The organism is Cellulomonas olei (assembly GCF_039548315.1).
Taxonomy (GTDB): Bacteria; Actinomycetota; Actinomycetes; order Actinomycetales; family Cellulomonadaceae; genus Cellulomonas.
Genome location: NZ_JBCLVN010000029.1, coordinates 1 through 4945 on the forward strand (window position 1 = coordinate 1; position 4945 = coordinate 4945).

At 76.6% G+C, this 4945-nt stretch carries 3 protein-coding genes and 1 pseudogene; all 4 read left to right on the plus strand.

Translation table 11 applies throughout. The features are described from left to right. Positions 1–462 precede the first annotated feature (462 nt). Positions 463–1905, plus strand: a complete 1443-nt coding sequence (locus tag AAHH18_RS10655; RefSeq protein ID WP_343301601.1) for an NAD-dependent malic enzyme — start codon at positions 463–465, stop codon at positions 1903–1905. A gap of 43 nt (positions 1906–1948) precedes the next feature. Continuing rightward, positions 1949–3070 (plus strand): 23S rRNA (uracil(747)-C(5))-methyltransferase RlmC, encoded by a 1122-nt coding sequence (gene rlmC / locus AAHH18_RS10660; RefSeq protein WP_283321749.1) that lies wholly within the window; start codon positions 1949–1951, stop codon positions 3068–3070. Positions 3071–3129: 59 nt separating this feature from the next. After that, positions 3130–4014 (plus strand): formate/nitrite transporter family protein, encoded by an 885-nt coding sequence (locus AAHH18_RS10665; RefSeq protein ID WP_343301602.1) that lies wholly within the window; start codon positions 3130–3132, stop codon positions 4012–4014. 146 nt (positions 4015–4160) lie between these two features. After that, positions 4161–4945 (plus strand): annotated as a pseudogene (locus AAHH18_RS10670) (hypothetical protein); the annotation flags it as partial.

The window sequence follows — 4945 nt, forward strand, 5'->3', positions numbered from 1 at the left end:
GGGACTACGCGGGGAGCGCGAGGAGCGCGAGGGCGCGAGGAGCGCGAGGAGCGCGGCGGCACGCGCGCCCGCAGGCCCCTCCTGCGCGAACCCTCCGCCACCGAGATACCAGGACACGCCGGGGGGCCGGCCGCGACCCCGGGCGGGTCCTGACATCTCAGCGCGACGAGAGCGCGAGAGGGGACTACGCGGGGAGCGCGAGGAGCGCGGGGGCACGCGCGCCCGCAGGCCCCTCCCGCGCGAACCCTCCGCCACCGAGAAACCAGGACACGCCGGGTGGCCGGCCGCGACCCCGGGCGTGTCCTGGCATCTCGGCGCGACGAGAGTGCGAGAGGGGCTGCGCGGGGAGCGCGCGGAGAGCGCGAGGGAGGCCTCGGGGCGCGGGTGGGCCGTGCGGCCGGGGTACGGCGGGGCCGCAGGGTGGTCCGCGCGGGAGGACGTGATCCGCGCCACACTGACCCCATGGTCTCCACCCCGAGCGTGTCCTCGTCCATCACCGCCCGCCTGCACGTCGAGGCCCGGCCCACGGCCGTGTCGGAGCTGACGTCCGCGATCGAGCAGACCGGCGGCATCGTCACCGCCCTCGACGTCACGGCGTCCGGGCACGAGCGGATCACCGTCGACGTGACCTGCGCGACCAGCGGCGAGGAGCACGCCGCGCAGATCGTCGAGGCGCTGCGCGCGCTGCCGGGCGTGGACGTCGAGCGGGTCAGCGACCGGACGTTCCTCATGCACCTCGGCGGGAAGCTCTCCATCGAGTCGAAGGTGCCGCTGCGCAACCGCGACGACCTGTCGATGGCGTACACCCCCGGCGTGGCCCGGGTCTGCGAGGCCATCGCCGCCCGCCCCGACGACGCCCGCCGGCTGACGATCAAGCGCAACACCATCGCGGTGGTCACGGACGGCACGGCGGTGCTCGGGCTCGGCGACATCGGCCCGCTCGCCGCGCTGCCCGTCATGGAGGGGAAGGCGGCGCTGTTCAAGCGGTTCGCCGGGATCGACGCGTTCCCGCTGGCGCTCGACACGACGGACGTCGACGAGATCGTCGAGACCGTCGTGCGGGTGGCGCCGGTGTTCGCCGGCATCAACCTCGAGGACATCTCGGCGCCGCGCTGCTTCGAGGTCGAGCGGCGGCTGCGGGAGCGGCTCGACATCCCGGTGTTCCACGACGACCAGCACGGCACCGCCATCGTCGTGACCGCCGCGCTGACCAACGCGCTGCAGGTGGTCGGCAAGCGCATCGAGGACGTGCGGCTGGTGCTGTCCGGCGCCGGGGCGGCGGGCACGGCCGTGCTGAAGCTGCTGCTCGCCGCCGGCGTGCGGGACGTGGTGGTGGCGGACATCGACGGGCTCGTGCACGCCGGCCGGCCGCTCGCGTCGCCGGAGCTGCGGTGGATCGCCGAGCACACCAACCCGCGCGGGGTGACCGGCACGCTGCGCGACGCGCTCGCGGGCGCGGACGTGTTCATCGGCGTGAGCGCCCCGAACATCCTCACGGGGGACGACATCGCGACGATGGCGCCGGGCGCCGTCGTGTTCGCGCTGGCGAACCCCCGGCCCGAGGTCGACCCGGTGGAGGCCGCCCGCCACGCCGCCGTCGTCGGGACGGGCCGCAGCGACGTGGCGAACCAGATCAACAACGTCCTGGCGTTCCCCGGGGTGTTCCGCGGGCTGCTCGACGCGCGGTCCCACGTCATCACCGACGCCATGCTGCTCGCGGCGGCGCGCGCGCTCGCGTCGGTCGTGTCCCCGGAGGAGCTGAACCCGGCGTACATCATCCCGAGCGTGTTCCACCCGGACGTCGCCGCCACCGTCGCCGCGGCGGTCGCGCAGGTCGCGGAGGCCGCGCAGGGGCCGCGGGCCGACACCGGGGCGGTGGCCGTGGTCCCGGTCCCCCGGGCCTGACGGACGCCCGGGACGCCACCCGGGTCGACCGTAGGATCGCGGGGTGCAGTGCCACCACTACGACGCCGCCCGGTGCCGTTCCTGCACCCTCATCGAGCAGCCGTACGCCGACCAGCTCGCCGCGAAGCAGGAGCGCTGCCGGGACCTGCTCGCGCCGGCCGGGCGGCCCGAGTGGCTGCCGCCGGTGGCGAGCGCCGAGTCCGGGTTCCGCAACAAGGCGAAGCTCGCCGTCGGCGGCACGGTCGACGCACCGACGCTGGGGATCCTCGACCCCGGCGGCGCGGGCGTCGACCTGCGGGACTGCGGCCTGTACCCGGCGTCGCTGCAGGCCGCGCTGCCGGTGGTCGCGGAGTTCATCGGCCTCGCGCGGCTGGTGCCGTACGACGTGCCGGCGCGGCGCGGCGAGCTGAAGTACGTGCTGGTCACCCAGTCCCCCGACGACGAGCTGATGCTGCGGTTCGTGCTGCGGTCCACGGAGGCGCTCCCGCGGCTGCGCAAGCACCTGCCGTGGCTGCTGGCCGCCCTGCCGCGGGCCGTGGTCGTGTCCGCGAACCTGCTGCCGGAGCACAAGGCCGTCCTCGAGGGCCCCGAGGAGGTCGTGCTGACGGAGCGCGCGACGCTGCGGATGCGCGTGAACGACGTCGACCTGCACCTGCGCCCGCAGAGCTTCTTCCAGACGAACACCGACGTCGCCGCGGCGCTGTACCGGGTGGGCCGGGACTGGGTGGACGCGGCCGCGCCGACCCGGGTGTGGGACCTGTACTGCGGTGTCGGGGGCTTCGCGCTGCACGTCGCACGCCCCGGGCGCGAGGTCGTCGGGATCGAGACCAGCGCGGAGGCCGTCGCCAGCGCCCGGCAGAGCGGCGCCGACCTCGGGCTGACCGGCGTGCGGTTCGAGACCGGCGACGCGACCGCGTTCGCCCTCGCCGCCGCCGAGCCCCCGGACCTCGTGGTGGTGAACCCGCCGCGGCGCGGGATCGGCCCGGCGCTCGCGGGCTGGCTGGAGGCGTCGGGCGTGCGGGACGTCGTCTACTCGTCCTGCAACGCCGCCTCGCTCGCCCGGGACCTCGCCGCGATGCCGTCGCTGCGGCCCCGGCGGGCGCAGCTGCTCGACATGTTCCCCCAGACGGGCCACTACGAGGTGGTCGTCGCGCTCTCCCGCTGAGGCGGCGGCGTGCCTTTCGTCCCACGTCTCGGGCCTGGACGCGGGGGACGCTTCTGCCCATGCTGACCGTGGCCGAGGCCCTCGACTACCAGACGCGCGCGGCCCGGACCAAGACCGACCTGGCCCGCCGCCCCGGCGTCTACCTGGTGAACACCATGCTCGCCGGCGCGTACATCGGCCTCGGCGTCGTCATCATGGCGACCGCGGGCGGCCCGCTCGCCGACGCGGGCTCCGGGTTCACGCCGCTGGTGCAGGGGCTGGTGTTCGGGGTCGCCCTGACCATCGTCGTCGTGGCCGGCGGCGAGCTCGCGACCTCCGGGATGATGGTCTTCACCCAGGGCGCGCTGCGCGGCACGATCTCGTGGGCGCGCGCCGGGGCGACGCTCCTCGCCTGCCTCGCGGGCAACCTGCTCGGGGCCGTCGTGCTCGCGGCGATCCTGCACTTCTCGGGCGCGCTGGGCCCGGACACCCCCGCGGGTCGCATGATCGCGACGATGGTCGAGCACAAGGCGCACGAGACCGGCACCGAGCTGTTCTTCCGCGGCGTCATGTGCAACCTCATGGTGTGCCTGGCCATCTGGTGCGCCGGGCGCCTGCAGAACGAGGTCGCGAAGATCATCGTGATCTTCGCCTGCGTGATGGTCTTCATCACCTCCGGGTTCGAGCACGTCGTGGCGAACATGACCACGTTCTCGTTCGGCCTCATGGGGGGCCTGCCGGAGGCGACGGTCGGGGAGTTCGCGCGGAACGTGCTGTTCGTGGGGCTCGGGAACCTCGTCGGCGGCGGCCTGCTCGTCGGCGCCGCGAACGTCGCGGCCGCGAGCCCGGCCCGGCCGGCGGACGCCCCCGCGTCGGCCGCACCCGCGGCCACGGCCGAGGTCGCCGCGGAGGCCACCGGCGACGCCGGAGCGGCGCGCGAGCCGGAGGCCGCCGGCGTCCGCTGACGCCTCCGATCCGGACATCCCGGGCGCGCCCACCCGGCGGCGCGCGGCGCTGCGCTCTACCGTCGTACGCACCAGGGCCGTCCGGGTGACGGCGCAGACGCGCGACGGGCGGCGCCGGCCGCTCCCCGCACGGCAAGGGAGCAGACATGACGAGCACCCCCGACCGGGAGCAGCAGGGCGACGGCGAGGCGCCGGAGACGGCACGCACCGCCGACGACGCGACGCCGGCGACTGCGGCGCAGGCGACCGTGCCCGATGACGGCGGCACGGGCGTCGCGGCGGAGGGCGCGACAGGCACGACGGGCACGACCAGCACGCCGGGCACGACCGGCGCGACAGGCACGAGCAGCGCGACCAGCACGCCGAACGCGGCAGGCACGCCGGACGCGACCAGCACGCCGGACGCGGCAGGCACGCCGGGCACGACCGCCCGCAGCGCCGTGGACACGCCGGACACGACCAGCCCCGCGCCGACCACGGCCGCCCCGCCGAGCACCCCGCCGGCCACCCCGTCCCGCGGGACGACCGGGCACCGCGCGTCGCGCCCCGCGCCGACCCCGCCCGCCCCGGAGGACCCGGCGCCGTCGGCCCTCCCCGCGGGCCGCCCGACGGCGACCGTCTCCGACGGCACCGGCTCCCCGACCGCGCCGCTGCCGACGACCCCCGCCGCGGGCACGGCTCCGGCGGCGACGGCGTCCGAGCCCGCCCGGCCCGCCGAGCCGGTGCGACGCACGAGCATCGCCGAGGCCCGCGCGGCGACCGCGCTCACCGCGGACGCGACTCCTGCCGGCGCGTCGGCGACCCCGGCGACCCCGGCGACCCCCGCCGGCACCCCCGCGGCGTCGCCGGACCTCCCGGGCACGGGCCCGTCGGACGCGACGGTGCCGTACGGGGACCCCGCGGCCGCCCCCGCCACGCCCTCGGCCACCGG

Bases quoted from the DNA above. Each gene is read 5' to 3' on its own strand.
- AAHH18_RS10655 (WP_343301601.1), top strand. From the start codon at position 463: ATGGTCTCCACCCCGAGCGTGTCCTCGTCCATCACCGCCCGCCTGCAC.
- AAHH18_RS10665 (WP_343301602.1), top strand. From the start codon at position 3,130: ATGCTGACCGTGGCCGAGGCCCTCGACTACCAGACGCGCGCGGCCCGG.